At 68.5% G+C, this 13,477-nt stretch carries 13 protein-coding genes; 3 read left to right on the top strand and 10 right to left on the bottom strand.

The annotated features are described in order from the left end of the window. Positions 1-89: 89 nt before the first annotated feature. From ACFQRC_RS06650 to ACFQRC_RS06635, 4 genes are read right to left on the bottom strand one after another with little or no spacing between them, the layout of a single operon-like run. Positions 90-1,262 (bottom strand): murein hydrolase activator EnvC family protein, encoded by a 1,173-nt coding sequence (locus ACFQRC_RS06650; protein WP_379959191.1) that lies wholly within the window; start codon positions 1,260-1,262, stop codon positions 90-92. Positions 1,263-1,266: 4 nt separating this feature from the next. Then, a complete protein-coding gene (locus ACFQRC_RS06645; RefSeq protein ID WP_379959189.1) occupies positions 1,267-1,689 on the bottom strand; it encodes a 23S rRNA (pseudouridine(1915)-N(3))-methyltransferase RlmH in 423 nt (140 codons plus the stop codon). 3 nt (positions 1,690-1,692) lie between these two features. After that, the gene (gene rsfS, locus ACFQRC_RS06640; protein ID WP_379959187.1) at positions 1,693-2,016 is read right to left on the bottom strand and encodes a ribosome silencing factor; all 324 of its coding nucleotides are present in this window, start codon (positions 2,014-2,016) and stop codon (positions 1,693-1,695) included. Between the two features lie 37 nt (positions 2,017-2,053). After that, the gene (locus ACFQRC_RS06635; protein ID WP_379959184.1) at positions 2,054-2,734 is read right to left on the bottom strand and encodes a nicotinate-nucleotide adenylyltransferase; all 681 of its coding nucleotides are present in this window, start codon (positions 2,732-2,734) and stop codon (positions 2,054-2,056) included. Between the two features lie 119 nt (positions 2,735-2,853). Here ACFQRC_RS06635 and ACFQRC_RS06630 point away from each other — a divergent pair, with 119 nt between their 5' ends. Next, entirely contained in the window at positions 2,854-3,942 is a 1,089-nt protein-coding gene (locus tag ACFQRC_RS06630; protein WP_379959181.1) for a DUF3667 domain-containing protein, read from the top strand. Beyond that, positions 3,939-4,328 carry a DUF423 domain-containing protein gene (locus ACFQRC_RS06625; RefSeq protein WP_379959178.1) on the top strand — a complete coding sequence of 130 codons (390 nt, stop codon included), beginning with the start codon at positions 3,939-3,941 and terminating at the stop codon, positions 4,326-4,328. Before ACFQRC_RS06630 ends, ACFQRC_RS06625 begins: the two co-directional genes overlap by 4 nt. 24 nt (positions 4,329-4,352) lie before the next feature. On the opposite strand, the gene ftsH is transcribed toward ACFQRC_RS06625, so the two are convergent. The 3 genes from ftsH to tilS all read right to left on the bottom strand — a co-directional run bounded on the left by ftsH (position 4,353) and on the right by tilS (position 8,708). Continuing rightward, positions 4,353-6,308, bottom strand: a complete 1,956-nt coding sequence (gene ftsH / locus ACFQRC_RS06620) for an ATP-dependent zinc metalloprotease FtsH (protein ID WP_379959176.1) — start codon at positions 6,306-6,308, stop codon at positions 4,353-4,355. Positions 6,309-6,400: 92 nt separating this feature from the next. After that, complete coding sequence (locus tag ACFQRC_RS06615) at positions 6,401-7,687, bottom strand: HD-GYP domain-containing protein (RefSeq protein ID WP_379959174.1); 1,287 nt, start codon at positions 7,685-7,687, stop codon at positions 6,401-6,403. A 52-nt stretch (positions 7,688-7,739) separates the two neighbouring features. After that, positions 7,740-8,708 (bottom strand): tRNA lysidine(34) synthetase TilS, encoded by a 969-nt coding sequence (gene tilS, locus ACFQRC_RS06610; RefSeq protein WP_379959171.1) that lies wholly within the window; start codon positions 8,706-8,708, stop codon positions 7,740-7,742. A gap of 117 nt (positions 8,709-8,825) precedes the next feature. Here tilS and ACFQRC_RS06605 point away from each other — a divergent pair, with 117 nt between their 5' ends. Then, positions 8,826-9,281, top strand: a complete 456-nt coding sequence (locus tag ACFQRC_RS06605) for a hypothetical protein (RefSeq protein WP_379959168.1) — start codon at positions 8,826-8,828, stop codon at positions 9,279-9,281. A gap of 18 nt (positions 9,282-9,299) precedes the next feature. Here the strand turns inward: ACFQRC_RS06605 and ACFQRC_RS06600 are convergent, their stop codons facing one another. From ACFQRC_RS06600 to ptsP, 3 genes are all read right to left on the bottom strand, one after another. Next, the gene (locus ACFQRC_RS06600) at positions 9,300-10,142 is read right to left on the bottom strand and encodes a hypothetical protein (protein ID WP_379959165.1); all 843 of its coding nucleotides are present in this window, start codon (positions 10,140-10,142) and stop codon (positions 9,300-9,302) included. Between the two features lie 70 nt (positions 10,143-10,212). Then, positions 10,213-11,052 carry a helix-turn-helix domain-containing protein gene (locus tag ACFQRC_RS06595; protein WP_379959163.1) on the bottom strand — a complete coding sequence of 280 codons (840 nt, stop codon included), beginning with the start codon at positions 11,050-11,052 and terminating at the stop codon, positions 10,213-10,215. Between the two features lie 119 nt (positions 11,053-11,171). Then, positions 11,172-13,445: a phosphoenolpyruvate--protein phosphotransferase gene (ptsP, locus tag ACFQRC_RS06590; protein WP_379959161.1), complete on the bottom strand. Its 2,274-nt coding sequence runs from the start codon at positions 13,443-13,445 to the stop codon at positions 11,172-11,174. Positions 13,446-13,477 lie beyond the last annotated feature (32 nt).

The following is a 13,477-nucleotide window of genomic DNA, read 5'->3' as shown; positions in this document are numbered from 1 at the left end:
CTGACGCGTTCGAGACGGTTCTACAGCCTTTTTAGCACTTGGAAAAGCAACGCGGGGTGAACGGAACCGCCGTTCGTCCCGTGGATGGATCAGCGGCTCGCGATCAGCGGAGCGATGGGAAAGGGGCGACCGCGCCGGCGCAGCTCGACGGAGACGCGCGGATCGCTTGCGCCGGCGCGTCCCAGGAGCGCGCCTTTCTTCACATTGTCGCCAACCGCGACCGAGAGGGAGGCGAGATTGGTGACGAGGGTCGTCCAGCCGCTGCCATGGTCGAGGATGACGATCTCGCCATAGCCGCGAAAGGGGCCGGCGAAAGCGACCCGCGCATCGCGCGGCGCGACGATCCGGGCGCCGTCGGCGACATCGAAGGTGAGGCCCCGGGCATGGACCCCGGCATCCGATATCTCGCCCATGCCGCGCACCAGCCGGCCCTCGACGGGAAGGATATAGGGCGGCTCGGCGGCGGCGCGGACGGATCGGCGCGGCGGCTCGCCCTCCAGCGGCGGGCGAAGCATCGGCCCGGGAAGCGCGGAGAGGCTCTGGCGGACCTTCGCCTGATGCTCCCGGGTTCCCATCAAGGCGGCGATGTCGCGGGCCTCCTCCCCGAAGGCGAGAGCGCGATCGGATTCCAGCAAAGCCGATTCGGCGAGCGCCTGGGAACGGAGGCGACGATCCGCTTCGAAACGCGCGAGGGCGAGGCGCTGCGTCTTGAGCTCCTCCTGGCCGCGGACGAGGGCGGCGACCGCCACCTCGGCCTGGCGGCGAAGGGTCTCCCCGGCTTCGATCTCCTCGCGCAGGCCGCTGGTCCGCGCGCGGATCACCGGCAGGGTCGACGCGAGCAGCGAGCGGACGTGGACGAGATCGTCCAGCGAACCCGGTTGAACCAGAGCGAGGGCTGGCGGGCGGCGGGCCATGGTCTGGAGCGCGGCCGTCAGGTGGACGACCGGCCGCTGCCGCTCGGCGAGGCGGGCGCGCTGGCCGGCGCGGAGATCCTCGATGATGCGGATGCGCGCCTCGGCGGCGGTGATGTCGGCCTCGGCGGCCTCGATCCGGGCGGCGAGCGCGGCGGCGGCGGCGCGCGCCTTCTCGGCGGCATTGGTGGCCTCGGCCGCCCGCGCCTCCAATTGGCGCGAGCGCAGGGTCGCTCCGGCCGCCTGGCGCTTGGCCAAGGCGAGCGCACCCGCATCAGCCGGCGCGCTTTGGCCTTGGCCGGCGGCGAGCGCGGCGGCGAGGATGGCGGGCAAGAGGAAGCGTCGGTTCATCCTTTCATCCTTCCCTATGATAGGGGTGGTTCGCAAGGATGCTCGTCGCGCGGAACAATTGCTCGGCCAGCATGGCGCGGGCGAAGAGGTGCGGCCAGGTCGCCTTGCCGAAGGCAAGGAGGAGGTCGGCCCGGCCCCTTTCTTCGTCGCCGAAGCCGTCGGCGCCGCCGATCAGGAAACGCGCCTCGCGCCGGCCGCCGTCGCGCCAGGTCTCGAGCTTGCGGGCGAAAGCGAGGGAACCCAGTGGCTCTCCTTTTTCGTCGAGCAGGATGGTGACGCCGTTTTCCGTCGGCGCGGGTAGCCTGCCGCCGCTTTCGGGAAGCTCGGTGACGCGGGTCGGCCAGGCGATGCGCTTCAGGTAACGGTCGACCAGCTCGGCCTCCGGCCCGCGCCCGATCTTCCCCCGCGCGATGATGTGGAGCAGCAAGGATCAGCCGCCGGCGGGCGCGGCATTGCTCTCCTCGAACGCCCACATCCGCTCCAGATTGTAGAAGGTGCGGACCTCCGGGCGGAACAGATGGACGATGACGTCGTCGGCGTCGATCAGCACCCAGTCGGCGACGGGGAGCCCCTCGATGCGGACATTGCGGCCAAGCTCCTTCTTGATCCGCTCCGAAATCTTCTGCGCCATCGAGGCGACCTGGCGGGTCGAGCGGCCGCTGGCGATCACCATGTGATCGGCGATGCTGGATTTGCCGGCGAGGGGGATGGTGACGACCTCCTGGGCCTGATCGTCGTCGAGAGAGCGAAGCACGAGATCATGCAGGGCTTCGACCTGTTGGTCTCCACTCTTATGTGGAGCGGGTGCGGGTGCGGGCAAAAGGCCTCCTTGGGAACAATGGCCGCCGCGTTACGCCGTCGCGGAGCGCCATAAGGTTAAACTGTCGGGCGGGCGATTGGTGCCAATCGGGGTCGGCAGCGCGGATGCCGGTGGCGGACGTCGGATCGGGCGGCAGATTCAGCAGCACGAGTGCCGGCGTTCTCCACTTCGTCCATTGCCGGGCCTGGCTCGCGGGCCGGACGAAGCCACGCAGCCAACCCATTGCGGGTGCGCGATGGGCGGAGCCATCATATCCGGGTCGCGCCACCACCGCAATCGGAACCGTCGCCGCGATCCGTCGCCAGTCGCGCCAGCGGTGGAACTGGGCGAGATTGTCGGCGCCCATCAGCCAGACGAATCGGCGATCGGGAAAGCGCAGGGTCAGCGCGGCCAAGGTATCGACGGTATAAACCGTGCCGAGCTCCCGCTCGATCGCGGTGACGCGGATCGGGAGCCCTCGCGCCGCCTGCCGTGCCGAGCGGAAGCGGGCGGGGAGCGGCGCCATCCCGGCGGCCTCCTTCAGCGGATTGCCGGGCGATACCAGCCACCATATTTCGTCCAGCCCGAGCGCCTTCATGGCCCGCACGCTGATTTGCCGGTGACCCCGATGAGCCGGGTTGAAGGAGCCCCCGAGGAGACCGATTTTCCGCATGAGCCGCGCGATAGCACGGCCGGCGCCAAGCGCGAACGGCCTCGACGATGCGGCCTGACTGCGGCAAAGTGCCTTTTGAGGACGAGGGGGCCGTCGAGATGACCGAAGGACTTGAAGGCGTGGGCGAGGCGGTGACGGGCGGGATGATTGCGCGTGCCGTCGAACCCGGGACGGGGGAATCGCGAAGAGGGGACGGCGCCTGCCTCAATTGCGGAACCGTCCTGATCGGCGGCTATTGCCACAATTGCGGCCAGTCCGGCCATGTCCACCGGACATTGACCGCCTGGTGGCATGATCTGGTTCACGGGGTGCTCCATCTCGACGGCAAGATCTGGCGCACGCTTCCCTTGCTCGCATGGAAACCGGGCGAGCTGACCCGGCGCTATGTCGAGGGAGAACGGGCGAGGTTCGTGTCGCCCATCGCGATGTTCCTGTTCTCCGTTTTCCTGATGTTTGCCGTCTTCAGCATGGTTGGCGGGCCCTTCTCCGCCGAAGAGACGGCAACCGATCGCCCCGAAGCCGTCCAGGAACTGCGCAAGGAGCAGACCGATGCGCGCGAAAAGCTTGGCGCGCTCAGGGCTGAGCGGGAGCGCCTCGAGGCCGCGGGAGAGTCGACCACGACCATCGACCGCGACATCACGGAAGCCGAACGCGAGTTGAACGTGCGGGAGCAGGCCGGCAGGATATTTGTTCCGGGGTATGAGGAAGCGGCACCGGCCGTGCCCGACGCGGAGACTCGCGCCATCCAAAGCGATATGGAAACCGGCTGGAGCGCCTTCGATGCGGTGCTCGGCAAAGTCAGCAAGAATCCGTCGCTCATGGCGTATAAGATCCAGACCAACGCCTATAAATTCTCCTGGGCGCTGATACCGATTTCGGTGCCGTTCGTCTGGCTGCTCTTTTTCCACCGAAGAAGATACCGGGAGTATCGCGCCTACGACCACACGGTCTTCGTCACTTACTCCATCGCCTTCATGAGCCTCGGCCTTATCGCGCTGAGCCTGCTCAGAGTGCTGGGTTTCGGAGATAATGTCGTCAATCTCCTGATGGTGTTCATCCCGCCGATCCACATCTATCGCCAGCTCAAGGGTGCCTACCGGCTTTCCCGTCGGAGCGCGCTATGGCGGACCTTCGCGCTGATAATGTTCGCCTTCATCGCCGGCAGCTTGTTCTTGTCGCTACTGGTGACGGCGGGAGCGGTGGCGTGAATGCGGCGCGCAGCCGGATATTTGCCGCCGGCGCAGCGCTGGCCGCCCTGGGCGTGGCGCTCGGCGCGTTCGGAGCGCACGGCCTTCGCTCCAGGCTGGACGCGCAGGCGCTCGGATGGTGGGAGACCGCCGCCCAGTACCAGATGTGGCATGCGATCGGCCTGATCGCTCTTGGGGCCGCGCCTTTGCAGGGGCTTGGCCGGCCCGCCGCTTCATTGGTCGCTGGCACCCTGATCTTTTCGGGAAGTCTTTATCTGATGGCTCTCACCGGCCTGCGCTGGCTGGGGACGGTCACGCCGATCGGCGGGACGCTGATGATCGCCGGCTGGTTCTGGGTCGGCTGGCGTGTCTGGCGCAACCAAAAGGCCGGCCAGTCCGAAGACTGACCGACCTGTTCGGTATCGCGTTTGTCAGGCGCCCTGCGGTGCCGGTCCGCCGATGCCGCCCCGAGGCTTGCGGGTGCTCGGGATGGACGAGCCGGCGGCGGGCAGGATCGGCCGCTTGTTGTTGGGATCCTCGCGGCCGATATCCTCGCCCTTGATCGCCTTCTTGGCTTCCTCGCCGGAAAGCGATTCATATTCGAGCAGGGCGCCGGCGAGCTTGTGCAGCTCATCGAGATTCTCGGTCAGCACCGTGCGCGCCGTCGCTTCGGCCTCCTCGATCAGGCGGCGGACCTCCTGGTCGATCAGCATCGCGGTGTCGGCCGAGATCGACTGGGTCCGTGCCACCGAATGGCCGAGGAAGACCTCGTCCTGATTGTCGCGGTAGCGCAGCCAGCCGAGCTTCTCCGACATGCCATATTCCATCACCATCGCGCGGGCCATTTCGGTGGCCTGCTGGATGTCGTTGGAGGCGCCGGTGTTCAATTCATCCTGTCCGTAGATGATCTGCTCGGCGATGCGACCGCCGAAGCAGAGCGCCAGCCGCGCCTTCATCTGCTTCATCGACATCGAATAGCGGTCCCGCTCGGGGAGGTTCCAGGTCACGCCCAGCGCGCGGCCGCGCGGGATGATGGTGACCTTGTGCAAGGGGTCGCAGCCGGGGACGTGGAGCGAGACGAGGGCATGACCGGCCTCGTGATAAGCGGTCGACTTCTTCTCGTCCTCGGTCATCACCATCGAGCGTCGCTCGGCGCCCATCATCACCTTGTCCTTGGCGAGCTCGAACTCGGCCATCGCGACCAGGCGCTTTCCGATACGCGCGGCGAGCAGGGCCGCCTCGTTGACGAGGTTGGCGAGATCGGCGCCGGAGAAGCCCGGCGTGCCGCGGGCGATCGTGCGCGCGTCGACATCCGGCGCGAGCGGTATCTTCTTCATGTGGACGGCGAGGATCTTCTCGCGCCCCTCGATGTCCGGGCGCGGCACCACGACCTGGCGGTCGAAGCGGCCCGGGCGGAGCAAAGCCGGGTCCAGCACGTCGGGCCGGTTGGTGGCGGCGATTATGATGATGCCCTCGTTTGCCTCGAAGCCGTCCATTTCGACGAGCAGCTGGTTCAGGGTCTGCTCGCGTTCGTCATTGCCGTTGCCGAGGCCGGCGCCGCGATGGCGGCCGACCGCGTCAATCTCGTCGATGAAGACGATGCAGGGCGCGCTTTTCTTGGCCTGCTCGAACATGTCGCGGACGCGGCTCGCGCCGACGCCGACGAACATCTCGACGAAATCGGACCCGGAGATGGTGAAGAAGGGCACGTTCGCCTCGCCGGCGATGGCGCGGGCGAGCAGGGTCTTGCCGGTGCCGGGCGAGCCGACCAGCAAGGCGCCCTTGGGAATCTTGCCGCCCAGCCGCGCGAACCGCGTCGGATCCTTCAGGAAATCGACGATCTCCTGCAGTTCCTCGCGCGCCTCGTCGATGCCGGCGACGTCGTCGAATGTGACGCGGCCATGCTTTTCGCTGAGCAATTTGGCCTTGGACTTGCCAAAGCCCATCGCGCCGGAACCCGCATTCTTCTGCATCTGGCGCATGACGAAAAAGGCGATGCCGAGGATCAGGAGGAACGGCAGCGACTGGTAGAGCAGGATCAGCCACACCGAGGTCTGCTGCTCGGGCTCGGCCGAGAAGGCGACGCCCTTTTCCTGCAGCCGATCGACCAATTGGGGATCGGACGGCGCATAGGTACGGAAGGCCTCGCCGTTAGTGAGCTGGCCCGAAATCACATCCTTCTGGATGACGACCTGCTTGACCGAGCCTTCATCCACTCGGTTCAGGAACTCGGAATAGCCCATGCCGTTATCGGCCGCGGACGATCCGCCGCCGTCGACGACCTGCACGAACAGGACGAGCGCGAGCAGGATGCCGGCCCAGATGAACAGGCTCTTCATCCAGGGATTGCCGCCGCCCTGGGGTTCCTGCTTGTTGTCGTCGCTCATATGGCTGTCAGTCCGTCTGTGGTTCCCGACCTAAATAGGCATTCCGAGGGACAAGACAATGTAGGCCTGAGGCTGAACGGGTGCTTACGCCATCAGGCGGCCATGCGCCTGCTCGCGCGCCTCGGCGCTGCCCCGCCAGCCCCGGTTCGTCCGGCCTGGCAGCGGAGTATCTTCGTCCAGTGCGCGTTCCACGGAGCGAAGCCCCATATGTCCGGATCTTCGCGCGACACGATCCGGTCGCCGTCAGGGCATCGCGCGATGTCGAGATCGTGGAGGGGGAGGCCCGCGCGCTTGTCCGCGCAATGAAAGATGCGGACGATCGGCCTGGTGAGATCGGCCTGATTCTGGTCGGCGACGACCGCCAGCCGATCGGAGGCGAGACGAACGAGCGTTCCGACCGGATAGATGCCGATGCCGCGAATGAAGGCGGCCAGAATATTCTCGTCGAAATGCCCCTTCCAGCCGAACATCGCCGACAGCGAATCGGACGCCCCCCAGGCGTCCTTGTAGGGGCGGTTGGAGGTGACCGCGTCATAGACGTCGCAGACCGCTCCCATCCGCGCGAGCAGGCTGATCTCCTCGCCCTTGAGACCCTTGGGATAGCCGCTTCCGTCGATCTTCTCGTGATGGTGCAGGCAAACGTCCAGCGCCGCATCGGGCATGCCGGCGCTCAGCGCGAGCGCCTCGTGGCCGCGCTCGGGATGGGTCCGCATGATTTCGAACTCCGGTTCGGTGAGCTTGCCGGGCTTGTTGAGGATATGGTCGGGCATCGCCGTCTTGCCGAGATCGTGGAGCAGCCCGGCGATTCCGGCGTCGCGCGTCGCGGCCTCGGCGAGGCCGAGCTGGCGGGCGAGGTTGATCATCAGCGCGCAGACCGCGACCGAATGCATATAGGTATATTCGTCCTTGGTCTTGAGGCGGGTGATGCTGATCAGGGTCGACGCGTTGCGCGCGACCGAGGCGGATATCTCGTCGACGACCGGCAGGACGGTGGCGACATCGACTGCTTTTCCAAGGCGCGCTTCTTCGAACAGGCGGGCGACCGCTTTCCTGGAACGGCCGACGATCCGGGCGGCGCGGTCGAGTTCTTCGGCGGCGGTGCAGGATGCGGGCGGCGGTCTGGCCGGCTTGCGTGGAGCCGCGGGCGGCGGCTGACCGGGCGGCACTTGCGGGGCGGCGACCGGCGCGTCGCCCAGGCCCAGGCCCTTGGCGTCGTCGATGGTCACGGCGGGTATGCTACTGCCCAGCAATGCCGCGAGGTCGGCCGGATCGGAGAGCAGGAAGCGGCTCCGCCAGAACGGATGGTCCAGCCACGGCCCTTCGATGGCCTGGATGTACATGCCCAGGCGAATCCGGTCCCTGGGAACGCGTCGCAGCATCGATCCCCCCTCTCTGCCGGGACAGGTCTAGCGACGGTTCCTTAGATAATGGTTACGCGCGGCGCGGGGGGGCGAGACGGAGGTGCCAGACGGCGCCGCCCCGGGCCATCACACCCGCCAGGGTGCCAGCGCCGCCCGCCTCGAGCGTCGCCAGCAGGCTTTCGACATCCTCGCCCACGGTTCGTGTCGAGGCGAGGCCGGCGGCGTCGCGAATCTCGGCGACGGCGCGGGCGAGCAGGCGGCGGCGGAGCTCGCGGGGAAGGCCGGCCGGATCGATCCGCCATTCGCCGCCGGCCGAGGTGAGGCGATCCGGGGCGAGCTGGTCCGCGGCCCAGGCCAATGCGTCGCCGGCTTCGCGCAAGGCGGCGGCGCTGCGGGCGAGGCGGGCCGGCTGGAATTGCGGATTGGCGGCGAGGAATCGGCGCATCGCGACGCGGTCGAAGCGGGGATCGCGGTTGGAAGGATCGTCGGCGGCGGCGATGCCGGCCGCGGCCACGATCCCGGCGAGCTCGGCGCGCGTCCAGCCGAGCATAGGGCGGACGAGGAGGAGCGAAGGGCCCTCCGGACGGATCGGGCGGATCGCCGACAGGCCGGCGAGACCGGAACCGCGCTGGAGGCGCATCAGCAAGGTCTCGGCCTGATCGTCCTGATGATGGGCGGTGGCGAGGAGAGGAAGACCCCGTCGCCCGGCCCAGGCGCGAAGCGCGGCGTAGCGGGCGCGGCGGGCCTCGCCCTGCAACCCGGCGCCGGCGGAGGCGACCTCCACCTTCAGCGTCTCGTGGGGGCAGCCGAGCCGGCCGCAGAGCGCCGCGACGAGCGCGGCTTCCTCGGCGCCTTCGGCGCGGAGGCCATGGTCCACGGTCGCGGCCTCGACTCGCCCGGGAAAGGCGGCGGCCGCGAGGAGCAGCAAAGCGAGGCTGTCCGGGCCGCCGGAGACGGCGGTGCCGATCCGCTCCGGTTCCCCGTCAAGCGCCTCGAGGTCATGGCGGAAGCGGGCGACGAGGTCAGGAGAGGGGCCCATGCGCCTTCATAGCGTCATTTTAGCGAAAGCCGGAAATCTGCCGTTCTTCCCGGATGACGCTTTGGCGACCCGCCCGAGAATGCTATACGTTCCCACGGGGGCATGATGGAGGTGGAAATGCAACCGCTTCTCGCGGCTCGGGCGGCAATCCTCGTGGCGGCATTGGTCGCCGCGCCGGCCTTGGCCGATGGACCGGGCCATGCGATCGTGACCCGCCCGGTCGCCCCCGGACCAGCCGTCGCCGGCTCCTCTCTCTCCGATATCGGACCGTCGCACGGCGATTTCCGAGGCCGAGGCCGGGGACGAGGAAGCTGGTTCGGTTTCGGGCTCGGTGATGGCGGCGCCTATGTTCCTGATCGCCGCAGCGGCTTCTTCGACGCCCGTTCGGGGCCGCGAACCTGGCCGGCGCGCGGCCGCGTCGCCTACGACTATGACCGCGGCTATCCTTACGACCATTATGACGGACAATATGCGGACGACGCCCTCGCCGCTCCGCCGCCGCGCTGCGAGACGCAAGTCGCCTGGGATGCGCGCGAACGGCGCGACGTGCCGGTCAGGATCTGCCGGAGATAGGCCCGCTCACGCGCGCGGTCATTCGCATTTGGCGGCGGCGCGCGCCTCGGGAAGGCGCTGACGAAGGAAATCGCGCAACGTCGTGCCGTAAACGTCCTGAAGCTCCGCATAGACCTTGCAGGCGTCGGCGGGCTTCTTCAGCGCCATCAGCGACTGGCCGAGGAAATAGAGGCTGTCGGCGGCGCGCTCGCCGCGTGGATCCTCCTGATAATTGGCGAGGAGCAGCTTGGCGGCGGTGGCAGGCTTGCCGGCGTCGAGCGCGGCGCGCCCGGCGAGGTTGCGGGCGAAGCTGGCGCGGCGATGATCGGGATATTTCTTCGCCGCCGCTTCGAGCGCCAGTTGGGCGTCCGCGAAACTGCCGCGCTCCCAGAGGCGGTAACCGGCCAGATAGGCGTCCTCGCCCGGATCGCCCGTCGCGGGCGCGCCGTCGGCCGGCGCGGGCGGGGCGTCGACGGGCGGGCTCTCGACCGGCTCGGGGCGGGGGGCGGGCGGGCGCTCGATCGCCGAGAAACGGGATTCGGCGTCGCTCTTGAAGCGGTTCAGCGAATCCTCGATCTGGCGGAGGCGAAAGGCATTCTCCTCGGTTTGGCCGGTGAGCCGGGCGAGTTGGGCCTCGAGCGCATCGACGCGGGCGGTGAGGTCCGACAAGGCGCTGCCGGCCGGAACGCCGCCTACACTGGTCGAAACCTCGGGGCGGATTTCAGGCTGGAAATATTCGGCGCCGCCGCCGGGGAAGACGCGGCGCTGGACCGCGTCCATCTCCTGCTCGAGCCGATCGAGGCGCCGTTCGACCCGCTCCTGGGCGGCGGCGGGCATGGCCGTGCCGGCGAGAAGGAGGGCGGCCAGTAGATGTAAACGCATTTTTTGTTCCCCGCGCGGTGTATCGATGCGGTTGGCTGTTAAGCCGATCCGCCTGTCGCCAGCATGAAGCTCACCCGGCCGGTGGCGGCGTCGGCGCGGGGGCGGCGGGCGCCGCGCCGCGCACCCGCGCGAGCAGATCGACGGGGGTGAGGCTGACGCCCGAAATCGTCTCCTCCGCGCCGCCGAGCGGCGGAATCTCCGCATTGCCGACGGTGACCCTCAGCGCGTTGGGACGGCCGGTGAGGATTTGCGGCCGCTCGGCGTTCGACGGAACGACGAAGCGCTGGCCCGCCTGGAGCGTGTTCTCGAACAGCCGCTCGCCGTCCGCCTCGTAGACGCGGAGCCAGACCGTGTCGGTGGCGGTGAGGATGACCGGTCCGGCCGCGTCGGCGGCGGTGGGGCCACCCAGCGGCTGCGCCGGCCCGGGCGGAGCCACGGCCGGCTCCGGCTCGGCGAGCGGCGTCTCGATTCCCGAGGCCGCATTTTCATCGAGCGCGGAATCGTCGACCGCGCCGCTCCGCCACACGACATAGCCGATGACGAGGAGCAGGGCGATGACGCCGGCGATGAGGGCGAGCGAGCGGGGCGGGACGCGGGCCGGGTCGGCCGGCTCGTAATAAGCGGCGGCGGCGGCGGGCGGACGGGTGTGCCCGAGCTGCTCGCGAAGCTCGACGCCGATCTCGCTGCCGTTCAGGCCGACGACGTTGGCGTAGGAGCGGGCGAAGCCGATCGAGTAGGTCGTGGCGGGAAGCGCATCCCATTCGCCCTTCTCGATATGCTGGAGATGGCGGATCGGGATTCGGGTCCGGTTGGCGATGTCCTCCAGCGTGAGGCCCTGATCTTCGCGGGCCTTGCGCAGCCTTTCGCCGATGGGATGGATGGTCATGCGCTCCGGATCCGCTTCGCTCATTCAAATACCCCGCCCGCCGGCGCTCCGCGCCCGCCGATTGTTCCGCATCATGACATAGCAGCAGGCCGCATATGTCAACCGAAGCCGTTCTTTGTCACACGGACCGGCGCGCGAGCGCGTCAGCCTATCGAAACCCCATTCTCTTCCGCCCAGGCGGACAAGGCGCCGCGCATGTCCGCGGGCGGCCGCTCCAGCAGCGCCGCCATCGCCGGCGCCAGCGCGGCGCGGTCGAGCGAGCGGATCATCGCCTTGACCGGCCCGACCGCGACCGGCGTGATCGAAAGCCGCCTGATGCCGAGGCCGATCAGCGCCATCGCTTCCAAAGTACGCCCGCCCATCTCGCCGCAGACGCCGACGGGGACGCCATGCGCGTCGGCTTCGCGGGCGACGCGGCGCAGGAAGCGCAGGATCGCGGGGCTGAGCCAGTCATAGCGCTCGGCGAGCCTGGGATGGGCGCGGTCGGCGGCGAACAGGAACTGGGTGAGGTCGTTGGTGCCGATCGACAGGAAATCGAGCCTCGGCAGCAGCAGGTCGAGCATCTCGGCGAGCGCCGGCACTTCCAGCATCGCGCCGTAGCGTATGTTCGACGGCAGCAGCTTCTTCTTGCCGGCGAGCCAGGCGCGCTGACCCTCGACCAGCGCCCGCGCCTCTTCATATTCCCAGGGCTCGGACACCATCGGGAACATGATGTTGAGCTCGCGGCCGGCGGCCGCTTCCAGCAAGGCGCGCGCTTGGGCCTTCATCAGCGCGCGGCGATCGAGGGCGAGGCGCAGCGCGCGCCAGCCCATCGCCGGATTTTCCTCTCCGCCATTGTCGACGCGGAGATAGGGCAGCGCCTTGTCGCCGCCGATGTCGATGGTGCGGAAGATAACCGGACGGTCGCCAGCGGCGTCGAGCACCGACCGGTAGAGACGCTGCTGGGCTTCGCGCCGCGGCAGCGTCGCCGAGACGAGGAACTGGAATTCGGTGCGGAACAGGCCGATCCCGTCCGCGCCGGTGACGTCGAGCGCGGAGACGTCGTCGCGCAGGCCCGCATTGACCATGACGGTGATGCGCTCGCCGTCGAGGGTGACGGGCGGGACGTCGCGGAGCGCGGCGAATTCGGCGCGCCTTTTCTGCGTCACCACCAATTTGGCCGCGAACGCCTCGTGGATCGTCGGGCCGGGCCGGACGAAGGCCGCCGATTCGCCGACGTCGAGCAAGATGTCGTCGCCTTCGCCGACGGCCTGGCGAACGTCGCGGACGCGGCCGAGCATCGGGATGCCCATCGCGCGGGCGACGATGGTGACGTGGGCGGTCAAGGAGCCTTCCTCGAGGATCACGCCCTTGAGGCGGCGCCGGTCATATTCGAGCAATTCGGCGGGGCCGAGATTGCGGGCGATCAGGATGGTGTCGCTCTGGAGGCCCATCTGGGCGGCGGTGCCGAGGCGGCCCGAGACGATGCGCAGCAGCCGGTTGGCGAGATCGTCGAGATCGTGCATCCGCTCGGCGAGCAGCGGATCGTCTATCTCGCGCATCCGCATCCGGGTGCGCTGCTGGACGCGCTCGATCGCGGCCTCGGCGGTGAGGCCGCTGTCGATCGCCTCGTTGATCCGCCGCGACCAGCCCTCGTCATAGGCGAACATCTTGTAGGTCTCGAGTATCTCCTGATGCTCGCCGGCGGTGCCGAATTCCGCCATGTTGGTCATCGTGTCGATCTGCTCGCGCATCTTGCGGAAGGCGGAATAGACGCGGTGGCGCTCGGCCTCGATATCCTCGGCGACGGTATGCTCGATGAGGATGCGCGGCTGGTGATAGACGGCGGCGCCCCGCCCCATGCCGGTGACGAGCCTGAGGCCCGCGAGGCGGAGCGAGCCGGCGTCGCGCGCCGCGCCGACGGCCTCGACCGCCTTGTCGACGAGGCCAGCGCCGGCGATCAGCTCGGACAGCACCATGGCGACGGTCTGCAGCGCCTCGATCTCGACATCGTCATAGGCCCGGCTCTCGGCATGCTGGACGGCGAGCACGCCGATCGCCCGCTCGCGCCGCACGATCGGGACGCCGGCGAAGCTGTGATACAATTCCTCGCCGGTCTCGGGCCGATAGGCGAATTCGGGATGACGGGTGGCTTCGTCGAGATTGAGCACCGCCGCCTGATCGGCGATGGTGCCGACCAGGCCCTCGCCCATCGCCAGCCGGGTGACGTGGACCGCGCTCTGGTTGAGGCCGACCGTGGCGAAAAGCTCCAGCACGCCGTCGCGCAGCAGGTAGATGGAACAGACCTCGCTCGACATCGCCTCGGCGATGATCCTGACGACGCGGTTCAATTTCGCCTGCGCGCCGGAGCGGGACGCCATCACGTCGTGAAGCCCGGTCAATATCTCGCGGGCGGAGGAGACGGAGGTTTCCGGCATGGCCCGGCGCTATCAGAAAGAGGCCGGGGTTC

Origin of the sequence: Enterovirga sp. GCM10030262, assembly GCF_042666435.1 — a bacterium.
Lineage (GTDB): Bacteria > Pseudomonadota > Alphaproteobacteria > Sphingomonadales > Sphingomonadaceae > Allosphingosinicella.
This window is presented reverse-complemented; position numbering and strand designations above follow the sequence as displayed.

Bases quoted from the DNA above. Each gene is read 5' to 3' on its own strand.
- ACFQRC_RS06650 (WP_379959191.1), bottom strand. From the start codon at position 1,262: ATGAACCGACGCTTCCTCTTGCCCGCCATCCTCGCCGCCGCGCTCGCC.
- ACFQRC_RS06635 (WP_379959184.1), bottom strand. From the start codon at position 2,734: ATGCGGAAAATCGGTCTCCTCGGGGGCTCCTTCAACCCGGCTCATCGG.
- ftsH (WP_379959176.1), bottom strand. From the start codon at position 6,308: ATGAGCGACGACAACAAGCAGGAACCCCAGGGCGGCGGCAATCCCTGG.
- ACFQRC_RS06615 (WP_379959174.1), bottom strand. From the start codon at position 7,687: ATGCTGCGACGCGTTCCCAGGGACCGGATTCGCCTGGGCATGTACATC.
- tilS (WP_379959171.1), bottom strand. From the start codon at position 8,708: ATGGGCCCCTCTCCTGACCTCGTCGCCCGCTTCCGCCATGACCTCGAG.
- ACFQRC_RS06605 (WP_379959168.1), top strand. From the start codon at position 8,826: ATGCAACCGCTTCTCGCGGCTCGGGCGGCAATCCTCGTGGCGGCATTG.
- ACFQRC_RS06600 (WP_379959165.1), bottom strand. From the start codon at position 10,142: ATGCGTTTACATCTACTGGCCGCCCTCCTTCTCGCCGGCACGGCCATG.
- ACFQRC_RS06595 (WP_379959163.1), bottom strand. From the start codon at position 11,052: ATGAGCGAAGCGGATCCGGAGCGCATGACCATCCATCCCATCGGCGAA.
- ptsP (WP_379959161.1), bottom strand. From the start codon at position 13,445: ATGCCGGAAACCTCCGTCTCCTCCGCCCGCGAGATATTGACCGGGCTT.